16 protein-coding genes and 1 tRNA gene are annotated in these 18,692 nt (G+C 51.7%); 9 read left to right on the top strand and 8 right to left on the bottom strand.

Features of this window, described 5'->3' with window-relative positions; translation table 11 throughout:
• Positions 1–17: 17 nt before the first annotated feature.
• Positions 18–221 (top strand): hypothetical protein, encoded by a 204-nt coding sequence (locus tag DCW36_RS06205; protein ID WP_114777479.1) that lies wholly within the window; start codon positions 18–20, stop codon positions 219–221.
• Between the two features lie 287 nt (positions 222–508).
• Here the strand turns inward: DCW36_RS06205 and cdaA are convergent, their stop codons facing one another.
• Both cdaA and folP read right to left on the bottom strand, forming a co-directional pair.
• Positions 509–1,354: a diadenylate cyclase CdaA gene (gene cdaA, locus DCW36_RS06200; protein ID WP_114777478.1), complete on the bottom strand. Its 846-nt coding sequence runs from the start codon at positions 1,352–1,354 to the stop codon at positions 509–511.
• A complete protein-coding gene (gene folP, locus DCW36_RS06195) occupies positions 1,351–2,217 on the bottom strand; it encodes a dihydropteroate synthase (RefSeq protein WP_114777477.1) in 867 nt (288 codons plus the stop codon). Before folP ends, cdaA begins: the two co-directional genes overlap by 4 nt.
• Positions 2,218–2,252: 35 nt before the next feature.
• Here folP and DCW36_RS06190 point away from each other — a divergent pair, with 35 nt between their 5' ends.
• The 5 genes from DCW36_RS06190 to DCW36_RS06170 all read left to right on the top strand — a co-directional run bounded on the left by DCW36_RS06190 (position 2,253) and on the right by DCW36_RS06170 (position 6,239).
• Positions 2,253–2,813: a DUF1599 domain-containing protein gene (locus DCW36_RS06190; RefSeq protein WP_114777476.1), complete on the top strand. Its 561-nt coding sequence runs from the start codon at positions 2,253–2,255 to the stop codon at positions 2,811–2,813.
• Complete coding sequence (locus tag DCW36_RS06185; RefSeq protein ID WP_114777475.1) at positions 2,797–3,888, top strand: BT_3928 family protein; 1,092 nt, start codon at positions 2,797–2,799, stop codon at positions 3,886–3,888. Before DCW36_RS06190 ends, DCW36_RS06185 begins: the two co-directional genes overlap by 17 nt.
• 15 nt (positions 3,889–3,903) lie before the next feature.
• A complete protein-coding gene (locus tag DCW36_RS06180; protein WP_114777474.1) occupies positions 3,904–4,965 on the top strand; it encodes an ABC transporter permease in 1,062 nt (353 codons plus the stop codon).
• A 22-nt stretch (positions 4,966–4,987) separates the two neighbouring features.
• The gene (locus tag DCW36_RS06175) at positions 4,988–5,494 is read left to right on the top strand and encodes a shikimate kinase (protein WP_240676077.1); all 507 of its coding nucleotides are present in this window, start codon (positions 4,988–4,990) and stop codon (positions 5,492–5,494) included.
• A gap of 136 nt (positions 5,495–5,630) precedes the next feature.
• Positions 5,631–6,239, top strand: coding sequence for a sterol desaturase family protein (locus DCW36_RS06170; protein ID WP_114777473.1), 609 nt, complete (start codon positions 5,631–5,633; stop codon positions 6,237–6,239).
• A 74-nt stretch (positions 6,240–6,313) separates the two neighbouring features.
• Here DCW36_RS06170 and DCW36_RS22495 read toward each other — a convergent pair whose 3' ends face one another.
• On the bottom strand, positions 6,314–6,484 hold the full coding sequence (locus tag DCW36_RS22495) for a hypothetical protein (protein WP_164891043.1): 171 nt from the start codon (positions 6,482–6,484) through the stop codon (positions 6,314–6,316).
• Positions 6,485–7,310: 826 nt separating this feature from the next.
• Positions 7,311–8,666 carry a leucine-rich repeat-containing protein kinase family protein gene (locus DCW36_RS06165; RefSeq protein WP_114777471.1) on the bottom strand — a complete coding sequence of 452 codons (1,356 nt, stop codon included), beginning with the start codon at positions 8,664–8,666 and terminating at the stop codon, positions 7,311–7,313.
• A gap of 336 nt (positions 8,667–9,002) precedes the next feature.
• On the opposite strand from DCW36_RS06165, the gene DCW36_RS06160 reads away from it, so the two are divergent.
• The 3 genes from DCW36_RS06160 (at position 9,003) to DCW36_RS06150 (ending at position 15,468) form a co-directional block, all read left to right on the top strand.
• Positions 9,003–12,203, top strand: coding sequence for a SusC/RagA family TonB-linked outer membrane protein (locus tag DCW36_RS06160; RefSeq protein WP_114777470.1), 3,201 nt, complete (start codon positions 9,003–9,005; stop codon positions 12,201–12,203).
• 197 nt (positions 12,204–12,400) lie between these two features.
• Positions 12,401–13,843: a SusD/RagB family nutrient-binding outer membrane lipoprotein gene (locus tag DCW36_RS06155; RefSeq protein WP_114777469.1), complete on the top strand. Its 1,443-nt coding sequence runs from the start codon at positions 12,401–12,403 to the stop codon at positions 13,841–13,843.
• Between the two features lie 95 nt (positions 13,844–13,938).
• Positions 13,939–15,468: a calcineurin-like phosphoesterase C-terminal domain-containing protein gene (locus DCW36_RS06150; protein WP_114777468.1), complete on the top strand. Its 1,530-nt coding sequence runs from the start codon at positions 13,939–13,941 to the stop codon at positions 15,466–15,468.
• A 343-nt stretch (positions 15,469–15,811) separates the two neighbouring features.
• Here the strand turns inward: DCW36_RS06150 and DCW36_RS06145 are convergent.
• The 4 genes from DCW36_RS06145 to pheS all read right to left on the bottom strand — a co-directional run bounded on the left by DCW36_RS06145 (position 15,812) and on the right by pheS (position 18,410).
• Positions 15,812–15,885, bottom strand: a tRNA-Asn gene (locus DCW36_RS06145).
• Between the two features lie 131 nt (positions 15,886–16,016).
• On the bottom strand, positions 16,017–16,439 hold the full coding sequence (locus DCW36_RS06140) for a Rieske (2Fe-2S) protein (protein WP_114777467.1): 423 nt from the start codon (positions 16,437–16,439) through the stop codon (positions 16,017–16,019).
• Entirely contained in the window at positions 16,432–17,289 is an 858-nt protein-coding gene (locus tag DCW36_RS06135) for a 3-hydroxyacyl-CoA dehydrogenase family protein (RefSeq protein ID WP_114777466.1), read from the bottom strand. The genes DCW36_RS06140 and DCW36_RS06135 overlap by 8 nt, the downstream gene beginning before the upstream one ends.
• A gap of 95 nt (positions 17,290–17,384) precedes the next feature.
• A complete protein-coding gene (gene pheS / locus DCW36_RS06130; RefSeq protein WP_114777465.1) occupies positions 17,385–18,410 on the bottom strand; it encodes a phenylalanine--tRNA ligase subunit alpha in 1,026 nt (341 codons plus the stop codon).
• Between the last annotated feature and the right edge of the window lie 282 nt (positions 18,411–18,692).

Below are 18,692 nucleotides of genomic sequence, written 5' to 3'. Positions count from 1 at the left end.
AGTAACGTTGGCAGTTCATGAAATTTAGTGTAACCGAAGGCCTTATTTTTCTGGCAGTTTCTTTTTACTACATAGGCGTAGTGTTTTCCATCATTCACCTCATTTTCAAAACAGACTATAACCTGAACCAGCGGCTGCGCTGGCTGGTGGTGCTGTGGGTGCCCCTGCTGGGTGTGCCGGTGTATTGGTTTTTCTGGAAGAGAAGGGGGAATAGTCAGTAATTCAGCATTTGTTTATTGTCTGAATCAGGATTTACGGGATTCTAGGATTTTCAGGATTAGGGTTGTCTGAACAAGATGAAGAAGATTTAAGGAATAACAGGATTGATTGTATTTGTTGGTGGTTCGTGCAGGAGACGCGGGCACCGCGTCTCTACAGCTAATACACCTGACCTCTCTACCTTTCTGTTACAGGGTTGAAGATTTTCAACCCCTACAAAATAACTAACTTTCTACCTTTCTACCTCTCTAACTCCTAAACTCCTAAACTCTCTAACTCCCAAACTTCCCTACGCTACATTCACCGATTTCTCAGACGACGGGGCTGCGGTGGGGGCTTTCTGATCGGTGTCGAACAGGAGCTGGTTTAGCTTTACGCGGAGGTCGGCGGCGGAAAGGTTGCGGTACACTTCGCCGTTGCGCACCAACGCAATCTGCCCCGTCTCTTCCGACACCACCAGCACAATACTATCGGTCACTTCGGTCAGGCCGATGGCGGCGCGGTGGCGCAGGCCCATGGAGGCGGGGATGTCGTTGTTTTCGGTTACGGGCAGGATACAGCGGGCGGCTTTGATGCGGTTGTTCGAGATGATCACGGCGCCATCGTGCAGCGGGCTTGTCTTGTTGAAGATAGACATGAGCAGACGCTTGGAAATAACGGCATCAATTAAGTCGCCGGACTCGGCGTAGTATTTCAGTTCGGAACTTTTGGAAAACACGATCAGCGCGCCCGTGTTTTTACCTGCCAACGATTTGGCCGCTTCGATAAAAGGTGTCAGGCTGAGCTTTTCGGCCTGCTCCCGCCGCCATGGAAAACCCCAGAAGCGGTCGTGGTTGAGGGAAGTGGTTTTGCCGATCAGCAACAGGAAGCGCCGTATCTCCGGCTGGAATACAATAATAGCTGCCAGCACACCTACACCCATAAACTGGCCTAGAATAATACTCAACAGCTCCATGCCCGCCGCCCGAACCACCAGGTACAGCAGGTAGACAGAGAGCAGCCCCAGGAAAATTTTTAAGGCCACACTGCCCGTCAGCAGCTTGTAGAGCTGGTATAAGAGTATGGTTACGAGCAGGATGTCGATGACATCGAGCCACTCAATCTCTAAAAATCCTATGTTAAATAAAGGAATCAACGTGTTGTTTTCGTGAATAGGTCTATGGTCTGTTTAGCTTCTTTTACGTCGTGCACCCGTAAAACGCCGGCTCCACGCATCAAAGCGATGGTATTTAGTGCAATTGTTCCGGGCAGGGCCTCTGCCTGGTCAATTTGCAGGAACCTGTACGTCATGGATTTGCGCGACAGCCCGGCCAGCACCGGCAGCTGCATGATGTTCAGCTCGTCGAGGCGGTTAAGAAGTTCAAAGTTTTGGTCTACTGTTTTGGCAAATCCGAAGCCGGGGTCAAGTATAATATCTTTTACGCCTAAAGTGATAAGAGTAGTTACCCGCTGCTGCAATTCGTCGAGCACATCCAGCACAATATCGTCATATTGGGCAAGGGTGGTCATGGTCTGCGGAGTGCCGCGCATGTGCATGAGTACGTAAGGCACCTGCAGCCGGGCAACGGTTTCAAACATGGCCTCGTCTAAAGTGCCGCCGCCGATGTCGTTAATAATGGCAGCACCAGCCTCCACAGCCGCTGCTGCTACCTGTGCCCGAAACGTATCTACCGAAATTATTGCTTCCGGAAATTCAGCAGCGATGGCTTTTATTGCCGGTATCAGCCGGTCGAGTTCTTCCTGCACCGGAATATCGGTCGCACCCGGGCGCGAGGAGTAGCCGCCAATGTCGAGGATGGCAGCACCGTCGGAAAGCATGCTTTCAGCTTTGCGGAGTACATCGGGGAGAGCGGCCAGGCGGCTGCCGGCATAAAAGGAATCGGGGGTAACATTCAGGATGCCCATTACCTGCGGCGTGGCAAGCGACAGGATTTTTCCGCGGCAGTTAAGTGTGCTTTTTTTTTGAAAAAGCGTATCTTTCGCTCCTAATGTTGGCATCGTAGTCAATTATTTTTAAAATTAAAACTAAAAAGTTGATTAGTCAAACCATTCAGGAATATAATCAGGTAGTGCAGCGCTGCAAAGACACGTTCGTGAAAAAGACCGCTGACTATGGTACGGCCTGGCGCGTGCTGCGGCTGCCGTCCATTACAGACCAGATTTTCATTAAAGCACAGCGTATCCGTTCGATACAGGAAAAAGGAGTGCAGCTGGTGGAAGAAGGTATTGCATCTGAGTTTGTGGGCATTATCAACTACAGCGTTATCGCCCTGATACAGGCCTCGCTGCCAGCCGATGCTGCCATGGCGCTGCCAGCAGAAGAAGTGGAGCGGCTGTATGCGGAGCAGATCGAAGAAAACCTGAAACTACTCAAAGCCAAGAACCACGACTACGGCGAAGCCTGGCGCGACATGCGCGTGAGCTCCATTACCGATATTATCCTGATGAAGCTCTACCGCACCAAGCAGATTGAAGACAACCAGGGGCAGACACTGATATCGGAGGGGGTGGAGGCCAACTACCGCGACATGATCAACTATGCTGTTTTTGCCCTTATCAAACTAAACTTTGCTCAGGATGAGATTTGTAAGTAAGTTTTTCTGGCTCTTTGTGGGCGTGCTTTTTATTTTTTCGGGCCTGATCAAGCTGAATGATCCGGTTGGTACAGCCATTAAACTGGAAGAATACTTCGAGGTGTTTGCCGAAGACTTTTCTTCGGTTTTCCATGTGTTTGAGCCGTATGCGCTGCTGCTGTCTATTTTGTTAAGCACGGCGGAGGTGGTGCTCGGGGTGGCACTGCTGGTGCGCTGGAAGCTGAAAAGCATCCTGGTGGCCCTGCTTGCCCTGACCATCTTTTTCGGCTTCCTTACCTTTTACTCAGCCTACTACAACAAAGTAACCGACTGCGGCTGTTTCGGCGATGCGATTAAGCTTACGCCCTGGCAGTCGTTTGCAAAAGACATGGTGCTGCTGGCCATGATCCTGGTGCTGCTGTTTACGCAGCGGTTCCTGCCGCCCATCACCAACAACAGGGCAGGCGCTACGGTGGTGGCAGTGTCAGCTGTTTTATCGGTAGCCATTGCCTGGTTTGCGTACGAGCACCTGCCTTTTATCGACTTCAGAGCCTATAAAGTAGGTAACAACATTCCGGCCCTGATGAAGCCTTCGGCGCCGCTCCGTTATAAATATGTGATGGAGAAAGACGGCAGGGACTATGAGTTTACGGATTACCCGATGGATGAGAGCTACAAGTTTAAGGAGATGGTGGCCCTGAACCCGGAGGATGGTCCGAAGATTACCGACTTTAATACCTGGAACGACGACGGCGACCATACTAAGCTGATCCTGCAGGGGAAGAAGCTGCTGATTATTGTGCAGAATGTGCAGAAGGCGGATAAAGAAAGCTTCCGGCAGATAAGCCGGCTGGTGCAGGAGGCAGAGCAGCAGGCGATTATGCCGTTTGTGCTTACCTCGTCGAGCAGCCAGGATTTTGAGGAGTTCCGCCACGAGGTAAACCTGGCAGCTCCGTATTATTTTGCCGACGGCACCGTGCTCAAAACCATGATCCGCTCCAACCCGGGCATTATGCTGCTGCAGGACGGTACCGTAAAAGGCAAGTGGCACTACAACGATACGCCGGATATTGAGGAGGTGAAGGAGCGGTTGTAATTTAAACCACCAACCATGAAATTCCTGGCATTTATACTGAACCGATTGGGGCATGGGCTGCTGATATTGCTGGGAGTGCTGGTGGCTATTTTCTTTTTGTTCAACGTGCTGCCCGGCGATCCGGTAGCCTTGCTCGCCGGTCAGCGTTCCGACCTGGCAACACGCGGCGCTATTGCAGCAGAACTCGGACTGGACAAGCCGCTGCCTGCGCAGCTGCTGTATTACATAAACGATGTGTCGCCGCTGTCGGTGCACGAGGATACGGAGGCGAACCGGCAGAAGTACGACTACACCACCCTCGCCGATTTTGGCGACGATGTGCTGGCCTGGAAGACGCCTTACCTGCGCCGCTCGTTCCAGAGCAATAAAAACGTAACCGATATCCTGCTCGACCACTTCACCGGCACCCTCTGGCTGGCTGCTGCAGCCATGCTCATTGCGTTAGTGTTCGGGATTCTGTTTGGCGTACTGGCCTCCTTAAAACCGCACAGCACCCTCGACCATACCCTCGTCACCACCTCGGTGCTGGGTATTTCGGTGCCTTCGTTTGTAGCCGCCATTCTCATTGCCATTACGTTTGGTTTCTACTGGAGCGACTGGACCGGCCTCAGCCTTACCGGGCAGCTTTACGAGATCGATCCTTTCAAAGGAAAACAGCTCATGCTGCGGAACCTGTTGCTGCCTGCCATTGCGCTGGGCATCCGTCCGCTGGCGGTAATTGTGCAGCTCACCCGCAGCTCCATGCTCGACGTGATGTCGCAGGACTACATCCGGACGGCTCGCGCCAAGGGACTGAACCGCTACCGGGTGATTACAGGACACGCACTGAAAAATGCGCTCAACCCGGTGGTGACGGCAGCGTCGGGCTGGATGGCTTCGCTGATGGCGGGCGCTTTCTTTATCGAGTATATTTTTAACTGGAAAGGCCTGGGAGCTGTTACCATTCAGGCGGTGCAGAACCTGGATTTCCCGCTGGTGATGGGGGCCACGCTGTTTGTCGCCTTTCTTTTTGTGCTGATCAACATCTTCGTAGATTTGCTGTATGTGGCCCTGGACCCGCGGGTGAAGCTGGAATAATTTATCGCGTAATTAAACAACCATGAGAATTTTTTTAATCGGCATGATGGGAGCCGGTAAAACAACTTTGGGCGTACAACTGGCCCAGGCGCTGGATTACCCTTTTGTGGATATGGATGCGTACATCGAGCAGCGGGAGAGCAGGACCATCGCCCAGCTATTTGAGCAGGAGGGGGCCGAAAGGTTCCGGGAACTGGAGCGTGAGGCACTGGAAGCAGTCGTGCAGGAGTATGCGCAGGCCGTGATAGCTACCGGTGGCGGCATGCCCTGTTTCCACAATAACATGGCTTACATTAACCAGCATGGCAAAAGCGTGTTCCTAGATGTGCCCGAAACCGAAATCGTGCGACGGCTTGCTGCGTCTGATCTTTCGGTGCGTCCGCTGCTGGCCAATAAGTCGGAGGCTGAGCTACAGGCATTTGTGGGTAATACGTTAGCCGACAGGCGGAAATTTTACGAGCAGGCGCGTTACATTTTCCGGGGAGAAGCAGATCTGGAATCAATTTTATCTGTGTTAAACAAGGAATAAATGACGCAGATCATATTTTAATCTGATTCCGGTTTATTATTTTGGAGGTAATTCTTATGTGCGTAGCTTTGCAGCAGTTGTAACCAATTTGCCTTTTTGCGGTTAAAGTAATTGCATCCAACACAACAAATTCAAAATGAAACCTAATCATAAAGGACGCGCCCAGATTTTCCAGAATCCTGTTCTGGAGCGACTTACCAGAACCCATATTGCCCTGCCTATTTCTATCTTCATTATTATAGCTGCCGGGCTGATTTATTATGGCTTAACAAACAGCTTTATAAATGTGCTGGAGGCAACAGGCTATTTTCTGCTGGGCTGGCTCATTTTTACGCTGATTGAGTACATGGCGCACCGGTACGTCTTCCATATGGAGACGAATACGCCTCTGAAGAAGCGGGTACAATATACCTTCCACGGCAACCACCACGACTATCCGAAGGATAAAGAACGGCTGGCGATGCCCCCTATTGTGAGCGTGCTGTTAGCATCGTTCCTCTTCTTTGTATTTGAGCTTTTTGTCGGGCGGCTGGTGTTTGGCCTGGTGGCAGGCTTGCTGTTTGGCTATGCGCTGTACCTGTTTGTGCACTATGCGGTACACGCCTATGCGCCGCCAAAAAATTTCCTGAAGGTACTTTGGGTGCACCACAGCATTCATCATTACAAAGATCCGGAAGCTGCGTTTGGCGTTTCGTCGCCCCTCTGGGACTGGCTGTTGGGTACGATGCCCAAAAAAGGGAAATAATACAGGACACGTTCCGTAAAGACGATAGCTTTAAAAACAGCAAAGGAGCCCACGCAGGCTCCTTTGCTGTTTTTTTATCTTCTCAGCTTTCTGAACAGCCACGCTACCAGCAGCACGATAAGCACGATAATGATCAGTGCTGTCCACATGCCTGCTTTAAAAATGTCTCCTACAAGTTCGCAACTGCTTAGTGTAACAGCCATCATCACGAAAATAACAGCTAAATAAGGTCTTATATCTTTCATCGTTTTAGAATTAAAGTTTACGAATGGCTGAGCAGGTAAAACATGGATACTGCTGCCTGTTTCTGCTCAACCTTAAATATGAAAATATTACCATATTTATACTGTGAAACGCGCGAAAAGGTTAGCAGAAACAGGTTGCCTGCTGCGGCGCCAGTGTGTGGTATTTGCTTGTTATACGCAGCTAAATTCCTGCTATGTTGCCTTTTTCCGGAGGTGAAAGTGGGGCTGATGCCCGACATCTGTTAGTGTCTGCTGGCAAAGTATACAGTTTTGGAGCCAGGTGAAAATTTTTATTGCCTTTAGATGAGAAGGAGTTGATTCTTTTTTATAGGTTTAGTGCTGTCTGTATCTGAAATAAAGCTAAACTATAGAATGATCGAAACGATAAAATGAAAAAAATCCATTATTTCGCCGCCCTCCTGCTAATCGTGTTTTCCCTTTCGTTAACGCAACAAAGCTTTGCTTCTTCTGTAAACCTGAAGACCAGCGCTTATGCAGTAGTAAAAAATAAGAAAGGGGCTAAGTCCGGGAAAAAAACTTTCAATCTCAGGAATTTCTTCGCCGTTTTCAACAAACGGGTAGTTTGTCCTGCCTATCATTAATAAGTAGCATCTCCAGTTCGCTGCACGGTTGGTTGCGTTAACGCTTTTCAGGAGCAGAGGCTCTGGTGGCAGGTGCAGCAGATTGGAAGAAGGCTTAAAGTCACCGGAAAGGAGAGTGTAGGAAGCGGAGAGGTGATGGGGTAGTTAAGTATAAAAGAAAACGAACAGCCACTTGCCGGGTTAGCCTGGCAAGTGGCTGTTCGTTTTGCTTTATGGGATTAATTTTATACCAAATCAGCTGAGGCAGGAGCTGGTTCGGGAACTGATAATAATTTGAGGCTTTCCAGGATGACTGCGAAGCCGGGGCGCTGTTTTACATGAAGATGCATGCATGCCTGTTTGAGCCTGGTTAGCGCGGGAAGGCACGGATGGCTGCTGTCTGCGGGAGCTACGTATCCGAGCAAGTCTTCGAGTAAACAGCCAAAAGCTCTAACTTCCAAACGTTCCAGGGCTGCCCTTTTTTCTGGGTCGGCTGCCTCGTAAGCTGTAGCGGCGCCAAAGTCACCCAGCAAGGGATGTGCAGTTTCATTAACCAGGATGTTGTGTGCGTAAAGGTCGCCATGCATAATGCCGCGTGCGTGCAGGTGGGCAGCGGCAGCGGCAATGCCCAGTGCAATGGTGCTGATTTCTGTTACCGAAAAGGAGGTGCCGGGCGGAAAGGTATCCCGGGTGCAGGTTTCGAAGCTTGGCGGGCCGCCTAAGTTCCGGAAAGCAGGCGGAATGAGTTCCAGGACCAGCGCCTGCTTCTGCTCCGGGTGATTGGCTACTTTCCCCAGTACCTGAACAAGGTTAGCGTGCGTACCTGCGGCCATGCAGGCAGTCATTTCATCGGCAGGCAAACCGTCGCTGGTCACTTTGCCTTTAAACACTTTTACTGCTACCTGTTTTGGTTTGCTGCCCCGGTTGCTGCTGTGCCAGTGCGCTTTTGCTATCAGGCCGGAGGCGCCTTCGCCTAGCTGCTGCTCCACTGCAAGGTCGCGCCAGTTTATTTCAGCAAGGTCACAGTTTTCTTGCACAGGCTTCACACACGGGTTGCCGCCAAAAGCCAGCCACGACAGCAGCGGCATGGTAAAGAGCCAGTCTGGCAGCTGCTCCAGTTTATTGGCCGAAATCCGGAGCAGCTGCAGGTTCAGGCAGTTTGCCAGTTCGGAAGGTAAGTGCGTGAGGTTATTGCCAGCAAGCATCAGCTTCTGCAGCCGTGCGCATTTGCCAATAGACGCCGGAATTTCTGCGATCTGGTTATTTGTTACTATCAGCCAGCGCAACTGCAACGGGAAAGCTTCTGCTGGAATTTGGCGGATGCGGCAGGCTTTAAAGCCAACCATTTCCAGGTTTGGGCACTTTCCCAGTACAGCAGGAAACTCCGTAAAATCATTATCCGAAAAGAAGGCTATTTTCAGGTGCTGCAGCTGAGCAAAGTCTTCGGGCAGGTGTGTCAGGTGGTTGCCCGATAAATCCAGGACCTCCAGCGTTTCGTGCAGTTCGAGTATCTCGCGGGGAAATTCCGTCAGGCCGCAGGCGAGTTTCAGGCGTTTAGCGCCGGCAAGCTGACCAGCCTTTAGTTGCTGTAATGTTTGCATAAAGATGATAGTATGTCCCGTTCTGAAATTGGTTGACAGGCTCAAATTAAAATTACCACTTTTTCAGTAGCCTTCAAAGTCTGCGCTTTGGGGACAATCTTTTTCCACTTTCACGTCTCCACGTTTTGCGCTGCATCATCTGCCCTGGTGAGGCCAGAGATGGTTGTTAAACTTCGTCCCGGTAAAATGTTTTCTTAGTTAAACATCACGGCTGCATAAAAAAACTGTTAAGAGAAGCAGCGTTTTTTTAAAAGTTATAACATTGACATATAGTTCCCTTAACATTCTGGCAATCCGCCAATGCTAGCTTTGCTGTCAAATTAATCAAGCAAAGTTATGCGTTTTAAGAGATTTACAGTTTACAGAAAGCACCTGCTTGCAACGCTCTTTCTGTTGCTAGTATGCAGTTGCGGTCTGCTGGCGCAGTCGCAAACCATCAGCGGCGTGGTATCCGATAGCCAGGGCCAACCCTTGCCTGGTGTAACAGTGTTACTTAAAGGTTCCACAGTGGCTACATCTACCAACATGGGAGGCGCTTACAGCCTTACAATTCCTGGCGCGCTTACCACCGGGGATGTTCTTGTTTTCAGCTTCATCGGATATAAAACATCTGAAGTGGCGTATAGTGGTAAAGCGACAATTAATGTGAAGCTGCAGGTAAACGACCATGTGCTGAGCGAGGTGGTGGTAACGGCGCTCGGCATAGAGCGGGAGCAGAAGGCGCTGGGCTACGCCACCCAAACGGTGAGCAGCGAAAGCCTGAACGACGCCCGCTCCAATAATTTTGCACAGGCACTGTCTGGTAAGGTGGCCGGCTTAAGCTTAACTTCACCCGGCTCCGGGCCCGTTAACTCCACCAGGATTTCGCTGCGGGGAGACAACTCTTTGAACCCCGATGGCAACAATGCTTTAATTGTGCTGGACGGGGTGCCGATGAGCAGCGAAATGACCAGCTCCGGGGTGAGCAGCGCCTATGGCGCCGGCTCCGGAAACGATGTGCCGATAGACTTCGGGAATGGCATTGCCGATATCAACCCCGATGATATCGAAAGCATTACCGTACTCAAAGGCCCAAGTGCAGCCGCGCTCTACGGTAGCCGGGCAGCCAACGGCGCCCTCATCATTACCACCAAATCAGGAAGCCGCAGGCAGAAAGGCATTGGCGTAACCGTAAACACCAATATCAGCTTTAACGATGTGCTGCGGTGGCCGGACTTTCAGCATGAATATGGCCAGGGCACGGAAAACCTGAACAAAGAAGGGAAGCCATACTATTCGTACCGTGCTTCAGAAGACGGAGCAAACACAGGTAGCACCAGTAGCGCCTACGGGCCGAAGTTCGATGGGCAGTACTATTACCAGTACGACCCAACCTTGGAGGGGCAGTCGGCAGAGCGGCAGCTTTGGAGGCCGTATAAAGATAACGTAAAAGGCTTCTTCAGGACAGGCTCCACTATCACGAACAGCGTAGCTGTGGAAGGAGGAAATGAGAAAGGGTCGGCTCGTGCTTCTGTCACGCATTCTAAGAACGAGTGGATTATGCCGAACACCGGTTTCGAGCGCCTGACAGCTGCGCTTAGCCTGAACTACAAAGCTTCTGATAAGTTGAGGCTCAACTCCAAAGTCAACTTCACGCACAAGAAGAGCGACAACCTTCCGGCAACCGGTTATAACAACCAGTCCATCTCCTACTTCATGATCTTCCAGAACCCGAACGTGGATCTGGCCTGGTATGAGCCAAGATGGAAAAGCGGGCAGGAGCAAATAGACCAGATACACCCGTTCAGCTCCTACATCGACAACCCCTACGTGATCGCTTATGAGATGACGAACGCGCTCAACAACTACTCCACCATCGGCAACCTCTCCGCCACCTATATATTCTCGCCAAAGTTTGACCTGATGGTACGCTCCGGAGTAGACATGAGTGCGGAAGACCGGGAGCAGCGTCGCCCGTTCAGCACGGCCAACTTCCAGTATGGCTACTACAAAGAGCAGAGCATTTTCGACTACGAGGTTAACACCGACGCCTTGCTTACTTACCGCGACAAAATTGGAAGCCTGGTAGACGTAAGAGCCTCTGTCGGGGGTAACATGATGAACCGCAAGTACAAAGGCACCAACGGCGTGGTGGACGGCTTGGTAATTCCGGGCGTATACAAACTCTCCAACGGCATCAGCACGCCCATGATGACGACACTGCACCGCAATAAACGGGTAAACAGTTTGTATGCGCTGGCCTCTTTCTCTTATGAAGACAAGATATTTGTGGATGTAACAGGCCGTAACGACTGGTCGAGCACCCTGCCTGTGCAGAACAACGCATTCTTTTACCCCTCCATCAGCTCCAGCTTTGTGCTGACCGATTTATTTGCCTTACCAACCCAGGTTTCTTTTGCCAAGCTGCGGCTATCGGCAGCACAGGTAGGTAACGATACCGATCCGTACAAAACCAGGAAGTACTACGGGCAAAGCGACTTTGCAGGTTCCGGTTCGGTACCCACTACGCTGCACAACGTGAACTTTAAGCCGGAAATTACCACCAGCTACGAAGCCGGTTTAGAATACATGCTCTACAAGGGCCGCATCGGCATGGACATTACGCTCTACAAAAGCTTTACCCGCAACCAGATCCTGGATGTGCCACTCGACCCGACCACAGGCTACAGCAGAGCCGTTATGAACGCCGGAAAGGTACGCAACCAGGGAGTTGAGCTGGTGCTGAACGCAAGACCAATTGACAATGCTTTCTTTAAGTGGAAGTCTTCGCTTGTATGGTCTAAGAACGATAACAAGGTGCTGGAACTGGCGGAAGGGATGGACGACCAGCAGATCATCGGCTCCGGCGGCCAGGCAACTATTATCGCCAAGGTGGGTGGCACTACAGGCGACATCTACGGCTACGGCTTCGTCAGGAGCCCCGACGGGCAGATTGTGTACGATGCGGCGGGCTTACCGGCTTACCCGGATGAGACACAATACATTGGCAACGCCTACGCCGACTGGAAAGGCGGCTTCTCCAACGAGTTTTCTTATAAGAACTTCCGCTTCAGCTTCCTGCTCGATGGCCAGTACGGCGGCATTATCTATTCTCAGACGCACCACAAGATGTCGGAGCAGGGCAAGCTGAAGCACACGCTGATGGGCCGTGAAGAAGGCTACATAATCGGCGAGGGTGTGGTAGACAACGGCGACGGCACCTATTCCCCCAACACGACCAAAGTAAGCCCGATGGAATATTACAAGCGCTACTACCGCAGGGCCAACGTGGAGTCAAACTCATTCGACGCCTCTTACCTGAAGCTCCGCGAAATGCGCCTGGAGTACAACCTGCCCAAGTCGCTGCTCAACCGGGCCAGGTTCCTGCAAGGGGCCAGCGTAGCGCTGTACGGTCGCGACCTGGCCATGCTCACCAACTTCCCGATTTTCGATCCGGAAACGGCCGCTCTGAATGGCTCTACCATTCTGCCAGGCGTGGAGATCGGCCAGATGCCAACCCCCAGAACCTACGGCATGAACGTTACCCTGAAATTTTAGATAACCCTTCCCGCTTTATTTTCCTTTCGTAGCAGCAGAGGCTGTGGTGACAGGTGCAGCAGAACAAAATGCGGCTTTGGAAGTGGTGAAACGTGGTTTGGCATCAGCCTTTTAGCATCCATTTACACATTACCAATAACAGAACTGCCGGAAGTACACCCCTGCAACCGGCAGTTCTTCAAAAGAAGAAAAACATCATGATAAGTTTAAAGAAGAAAATAGTCGTGTTGATGGTGGCCCTGAGCTGCGTCAGCGTTTCGTGCACCGACGATTTCGAAGAAATTAACACCGACCCCAACCGGATAGAAAAGATCAGCCCGGGAACCTTGCTCAACCCCATCCTCTACGAGATGGCCAGTTTTAACACCTCCCGGAGCGATGCCTACACCTTTGAGATTATGCAGGTGGCGCTTCCATACCCTAGCCCGTCGGGAGGGGAGCACCGCTACGACATTGGCGACAATGCCGGCAACTCCACCTGGAACACCTACTACCGCTGGTTAACCAACATCAAGGAAATGCATGCGGCAGCGGTTGCGGCTCAGGACCCGAATTACGAAGCCATTGCCCTTACCTTAAACGCCTGGACTTACTCCCTGCTCACCGACAGCTTTGGCGATGTGCCGATGGACGAGGCAGCACGTGGCGACGAGGGTATATTTTATCCGGCTTTCAATACGCAGGAAGAGGTTTACAGGAGAATCTTAGGTGATTTAGAGACTGCCAACAGCCTGTTCGATACCTCTAAAGACATGATCTACGGCACCGAAATACTGTATGGCAACGATGCAGCCGACTGGCAGCGTTTCTGTAATTCCCTTCGCCTAAGGCTGTTGCTGCGGGTATCTAAACGTACTGAGATGGGTTCTTTTGAAAAGATGGCCGCAATGATCAACGATCCTGCCAAATACCCTGTGTTTACAAGCAACGATGACGCCGCCATTCTGCAGATCCCCGGCATTCCGCCGCTTATCTCCCCCTGGGGCCGCGCCGTCGACTTCAGAACAGGCCGGGCAGCAGCGGAGTTTTTCGTGGATAACCTGAACAACATGAACGACCCCCGCCTGTCAAAGTTCTTCGGCCAGGCACGACTGAAAGACGGCACTACCACCATCGGCTATAAAGGCATACCGAGCGGCTATGCTGGCGGCGAAGCCCAGTTCGACTTTACTCCATCTAACCTGAACATAGCACTGGTTACGGCCCCCATGATTGCTGTGATTATGAGCTATGCTGAGGTCGAGTTTATAAAAGCCGAGCTGGCCCAGAAAGGGGTGATAACCTCCGATGCCCAAACCCATTACGAGAACGGTGTGAAGGCCGCTATCGAACAATGGGGCGCCACGGTACCAGCTGGTTATTTTGAAAATCCTGCCGCTGCTTATGACGGTACGCTGGAGCGCATCATGCTGCAGAAGTACTACGCCCTGTACTTTAACGATTATCAGCAGTGGTTTGAGTACCGCCGCACCGGGCTGCCTGTGCTGCCTACCACCGAAGCCATGCTCAACAACAAGCAAGTGCCTGTGCGCTTCCGCTATCCGGCCTCCGTGCAGATCAGCAACAGCGCCAACTACAGGAAAGCAGTCGAGACAATGGGTGGCGACGACATCAACACCAAAGGCTGGTGGGAAAAATAAGCGGACTCCCATCTGCTCACAAAACCTGCAGCGCACGTCCAGAAAAAGCAGGTCATGCGCTGCGGGTTCTAAAACATCATCTTCAAAAAAAAGACATGTCACAGAAAAGACGAACCTTCTTAAAATCGCTGGGACTGGCAGGCGTGGGGCTTACTTTTAACGCAGGCGCCCTTCAGGCCAGCCCTAAGGTAAAAATACCTGAAAAAGGCAAAGACTTATCCATTGTTAGCCTCAGCGGCAAAGTGCACAGCCAGGGCAAAGGCATTGCCGGTGTTGCCGTTACCGATGGCATCAACATCACCCTTACCGACGCGAAAGGCAACTACGAACTGGACAGCAATGCCACTGCCGAATTTGTGTACATCACCACTCCGCGCGGATATGAGTTCACGAACGAGCAAGGCATTACGAGATTCTACGAAAGGATAAAGGCGGAACGCAGCCGTTTCAAAGCTGATTTTGAACTGAAGAAACTGGCCCAGGACGACACCCAACATAACTTCATCGTTTGGGCCGACACGCAGATGATATCCGAGGCCGATGCAGCGGAACTGAAGGCTACCGCTGCCCCGGACACCAAAAAGCTGGTCGGCAGCTATGGGCAAAACGCTTTGTTCCATGGCATTGGCTGCGGCGACCTGGTGTGGGATAAGTTTGAACTGTTTGAGGATTACAAAGAAGCTGTCGGCATGACAGGTGTTCCGTTCTTCCAGGTAATCGGCAACCACGACATGGACCTCGATGCCCGCTCCGACGACCTCTCCAGCAAGACTTTCAAGAAGCTGTTCGGCCCCACCTACTACTCCTTTAACCGCGGCGAGATACATTATGTCGTGCTCGATGATGTGTTCTTTATCGGCACCGCTAAGAAGTACATTGGTTACCTGACGGAGCGGCAGCTGGCCTGGCTGGAGCAGGATCTGGCAACTGTAAAACCGGGAGCTACCGTGGTGGTAAGCTTACACATACCGGCCTACACAAAGCAGCACGTGCGCAACAAGGAGAAGGAGGAGCCTATGGGTGGTGTGGTAGCCAACCGGCGGGAACTGTACCGCCTGCTGGAGCCTTACAAAGCCCACATTATGTCGGGGCACACGCACTTTAACGAGAAACTGGTAACCGGTAACAATTTAATTGAGCACGTGCATGGCACCGTGTGCGGCGCCTGGTGGACCGGCCCTATCTGCTTCGACGGCACCCCCAGCGGCTACGGCGTGTACGAAGTGAACGGCAGCGACATACAGTGGTACTACAAAGCCACAGGGCATGCGAAACAGCACCAGCTGCGCATTTACCCGGTGGGAGCCATTAAAGAGAAGCCGGAGCACCTGGCCGTAAACGTCTGGAACTGGGACCCGGCATGGCAGGTGGAGTGGTTCGAAGACGGCAAAAGCATGGGCCAAATGCAACAGGAAACAGCGTTCGATCCGTTGTCGGTGGAGCTGCATTTGGGAGCAGCCAAGCCTGCCAGGCACAAGTGGGTAGAGCCGCACCTGACGGACCACCTGTTCTTTGCCAGGCCGTCCGCCTCGGCGCAGCGTATAGCGGTGCAGGTAACAGACCGCTTCAGAACAGTATTTAAGGAGGAAGTGGTGTTAAAAGACCTGAAACTAAGTCAGCTGTAAAGATTTAAGGGTTAATTGAGCCTGTTATCATTCAACAGGTCCGCTAAAGGTACAGGCCTGCTGAAATTTGGACAAGTCCAGGTTTTAGCAGGCTTTCTTTTGGGCCATACTTGCTTAAGCGTCTGCTTTTAATGCCAGCCAGTAAAAAAACGTGTACTGAAGAACAGCAGAGGCTGTGGTGGCAGGTGCAGCAGACTAAAAACGTACTCCTGAGGTGTACGGCTCAGCTTTAGAAGATCAATCCAAATACTCAGGGAGCTGTCGAAGGGGAGGTTGTGTGCAAAATGCATGCAAATAAAAAAAGCCACTTACCAGTTTTACCTGTAAGTGGCTGATTTTGAAGCTCCCCCTCTTGGGCTTGAACCAAGGACCCCATGATTAACAGTCATGTGCTCTAACCAACTGAGCTAAGGAGGAATTTTGTTTTCAATTCGCCGCGCTAGCGTTGAATTGTGATGCAATATTACGGCGGTTTTAAATTCTATGCAAGTGTAGGGCTAAAAAAATGTTATGGATTTTAATAATTTGCTGAAAATCAGCTGAAAATTTTAGTTGCTGATATACAGCGTTGACCCAACCAGTGATGTCTTATAAGCCCGGAGACCGTACACAGCCGGTCCGGCCATCACGTTGCCCTGGAAACTGAACTGGGAACCGCAGCATTTGTCTATGATAAACAGATTCGAGTCGTCTGCCTCTATTTGGGAACAGGCTGCTGCCGGATCGTAGGGACAGGTGCGCTCGAAGGCATAATATAGGTCTGCACTCTGGCGTACCACCATAATGCCTTTGTAGCCGCCTGCAATGTAGGCATAGCCGCCGTCCTGCTGCAGCCTGGGGTACATAGCGCTTCTTACATTTATTTGCTCGTTTACCAGCACATTCGGAATGGCAGGCCTGTCGGCGTTGTCGTTGCAGGAGGAAAGCAGCAGGAACAAGAAGCACGGGAGTAAGGAAAAATATTTACTCATAGGTGTAAAAGCCTTTGCCCGATTTGCGGCCCAGGTGGCCGGCATCCACTTTCTGCTGCTGTATGCGGTTTGGTCTGAATTTCGGATCATAATGAAATGCCTCAAATAGTGAGGTGGTGACGGCATAATTCGTATCAACACCAATCAGGTCGATAAGTTCAAAGGGGCCCATCTTGAAGCCACTGGCACGCATCAGCTGGTCGATTGTTTCGACACTGGCGACACCTTCCTCCAGGAGCTTCAGGCTTTCCACGTAATAATGCCGCGCTACACGGTTAACGATAAAGCCCGGAGAATCTTGCACCATGACAGGCGTTTTCTCCAGTTTCAGGGCCAGCTGCCGGACAGTTTCGGCTACAGAGGGGGCGGTGGCAGCACCGGAAACAACTTCCACCAGCTTCATGATGTGGGCAGGATTGAAGAAATGCATCCCGACAACCCGCTCCGGGTGTGCTACGGCGCCCGCAATGCGTGTAACAGACAACGACGAGGTGTTGGTGGCGAGAATGGTGTCGGAGCTGTTGATGCTGGCCAGTTCCTGCATGATGCTCTGCTTTACCTCCAGGCGCTCCACCGCTGCTTCTATCACGACATCGGTAATGAGCTGCAGCGTATCTTCTGTGAAAACGATGTTGTCGAGTACAGTTTGTTTGTCCGTAGCCGTTAACTTGCCGAGGGCGATGCCTTTGTCGAGATTGGCGCCAATGGTTGCTTCCGACTTTTGGAGCATGTTGGCATTAATGTCGAACAGGAAGGTTTTATAGCCTGCCCTGGCACAAACCTGGGCAATGCCGGCGCCCATGGTGCCGGCTCCCACTACGCCTATTGTCTTTATCTCTTCTAATTGCATCGGTTAACTGTTAAATGGTTGAATGGATAAACTGCCGGGTGCAGCTGGTTGTTGCTGTGCAGCAGTTAACCATTCAACAATTCAGCAATTTAACCTTACAGAATGCCTTTAAACTGGCGCAGGAACCGCACGTCGTTTTCGGTGAACAGGCGCAGGTCCTTTATCTGGTACTTCAGCATAGTTATACGCTCGATGCCCATGCCAAAGGCGAAACCGGAGTAAGTTTCGGAGTCGATGCTGCAGTTTTCGAGCACGTTCGGGTCTACCATGCCCGAGCCGCCGATCTCTACCCAGCCGGTACCTTTGCAGATGTTACAGCCCTCGCCTTTGCAGATCAGGCAGGTAATATCGATTTCGGCGCTGGGTTCGGTGAAGGGGAAGAACGACGGACGGAAGCGTACTTTGGTGTCCGGTCCGAACATCTCTTTGGCGAAGTAGTAGAGCGTCTGCTTCAGGTCGGCGAAGCTTACGTTTTTGTCCACATACAGCCCTTCTACCTGGTGGAACACCATGTGTGCGCGTGCCGAGATGGCTTCGTTGCGGTACACGCGGCCCGGCATAATGCTGCGCAAGGGCGGCTTCTGCATCTCCATCAGGCGCACCTGCACAGTAGAGGTGTGCGTGCGGAGCAGCTTGTCGCGGTCCTGGCTCAGGAAAAAAGTGTCCTGCATTTCGCGGGCAGGGTGGTTTTCGGGGAAGTTAAGCGCCGTAAAGTTATGCCAGTCGTCTTCCATCTCCGGCCCTTCCGACACGTTAAAGCCGATGCGCTCAAAAATGCGGATGATCTCGCTGCGCACCAGCGACAGCGGATGGCGGGTGCCCAGCGTGTTGGGCACCGTCGGCAGCGTAAAGTCAAAGCCCGTATCGGCAGACTCGGCAGTGGCATTTGCCAGTTGCTCCTGTGCCTGGTCGAACTTTTCCTGCGCCAGGTTTTTGAGGCGGTTCAGCTCCTGGCCCACCTGGCGGCGCTGCTCGGGCGCTACCTGCTTCAGGTCGTCGAAGAGGGCGGCAATTTTGCCTTTGCGGCCAATATAGGCAATCCGGAACGCTTCCAGTTCTGCAGCACTGCCCACCACAGCCGCTGCTATATCTTGTTCTACTTGTTGTATTTTCTCAACCATGCACAAAGATAATAATTTTGACCGTTGATAGTAGTGATGGCATGATGGGTGTGATTTTATGTTTGCTTTTTGAATATAGATGATAGTGACGGTACTAGCGAAATGAGCGGGAGCAAAACAGCTCAGGAATCCTGAATAATTTGAAATTTTATAAGTCCTGATTCAGTCACAAGGAGCAGCGGGAGTGGTGGCAGCTGCAGCAGACGTTTGGGCAATCATAAAATCACCCTAACCAGTACAACCACTACCATCAGCGGTCCGAAAAGTTCTGTTGCTTCTCAT

This window comes from Botryobacter ruber (assembly GCF_003347595.2).
Taxonomy (GTDB): Bacteria; Bacteroidota; Bacteroidia; order Cytophagales; family Hymenobacteraceae; genus Pontibacter; species Pontibacter ruber_A.
This window is presented reverse-complemented; position numbering and strand designations above follow the sequence as displayed.

Coding starts and splice junctions, on each gene's coding strand:
- DCW36_RS06180 (WP_114777474.1), top strand. CDS start 3,904: ATGAAATTCCTGGCATTTATACTGAACCGATTGGGGCATGGGCTGCTG.
- DCW36_RS06160 (WP_114777470.1), top strand. CDS start 9,003: ATGCGTTTTAAGAGATTTACAGTTTACAGAAAGCACCTGCTTGCAACG.
- folP (WP_114777477.1), bottom strand. CDS start 2,217: ATGCCAACATTAGGAGCGAAAGATACGCTTTTTCAAAAAAAAAGCACA.
- DCW36_RS06165 (WP_114777471.1), bottom strand. CDS start 8,666: ATGCAAACATTACAGCAACTAAAGGCTGGTCAGCTTGCCGGCGCTAAA.
- DCW36_RS06155 (WP_114777469.1), top strand. CDS start 12,401: ATGATAAGTTTAAAGAAGAAAATAGTCGTGTTGATGGTGGCCCTGAGC.
- DCW36_RS06205 (WP_114777479.1), top strand. CDS start 18: ATGAAATTTAGTGTAACCGAAGGCCTTATTTTTCTGGCAGTTTCTTTT.
- DCW36_RS06175 (WP_240676077.1), top strand. CDS start 4,988: ATGAGAATTTTTTTAATCGGCATGATGGGAGCCGGTAAAACAACTTTG.
- DCW36_RS06185 (WP_114777475.1), top strand. CDS start 2,797: ATGAGATTTGTAAGTAAGTTTTTCTGGCTCTTTGTGGGCGTGCTTTTT.
- DCW36_RS06150 (WP_114777468.1), top strand. CDS start 13,939: ATGTCACAGAAAAGACGAACCTTCTTAAAATCGCTGGGACTGGCAGGC.
- pheS (WP_114777465.1), bottom strand. CDS start 18,410: ATGGTTGAGAAAATACAACAAGTAGAACAAGATATAGCAGCGGCTGTG.
- DCW36_RS06135 (WP_114777466.1), bottom strand. CDS start 17,289: ATGCAATTAGAAGAGATAAAGACAATAGGCGTAGTGGGAGCCGGCACC.
- DCW36_RS06170 (WP_114777473.1), top strand. CDS start 5,631: ATGAAACCTAATCATAAAGGACGCGCCCAGATTTTCCAGAATCCTGTT.
- DCW36_RS06140 (WP_114777467.1), bottom strand. CDS start 16,439: ATGAGTAAATATTTTTCCTTACTCCCGTGCTTCTTGTTCCTGCTGCTT.
- DCW36_RS22495 (WP_164891043.1), bottom strand. CDS start 6,484: ATGAAAGATATAAGACCTTATTTAGCTGTTATTTTCGTGATGATGGCT.